Raw genomic sequence first — 375 nt, forward strand, 5'->3', positions numbered from 1 at the left:
GCGGCCAGGATCATCCCCGCGATGCCCGCCAACGCGCCCGATATGGCATAGACCGAAAACCGGATGGCGCGGACGGGCAGGCCCGACACCTTGGCCGCATGGGGGTTGCCGCCCACCGCATAGACGTGGCGGCCAAAGCGGGTCCGGGTCAGCACGAAATGCGACAGCGCAAAGACTAGGCCGAACAGGATGATCGGCACCGGGATGCCCGCGATGTCGCCCGTCCCGATCCAGCGATAGCCGTCGGTCAGCGCGGGGATCGGCCGCCCGCCCGAATAGATCAGCGTCAGCCCGCGCGCCGCCGACAGCATGCCAAGCGTCGCGACGAAGGCCGGGACCGCAAAGCGCGCGACCGCGATGCCCGACAGCGCGCCC

General features: G+C 70.4%; 1 protein-coding gene. It reads right to left on the reverse strand.

What is annotated here, in order from left to right:
- A partial coding sequence (locus TW83_RS10430) for an ABC transporter permease (RefSeq protein ID WP_045982715.1) occupies nt 1-375 on the reverse strand: 375 nt, incomplete at both ends.

It is taken from the genome of Paracoccus sp. S4493, from assembly GCF_000967735.1.
GTDB classification, from domain to species: Bacteria; Pseudomonadota; Alphaproteobacteria; order Rhodobacterales; family Rhodobacteraceae; genus Paracoccus; species Paracoccus marcusii.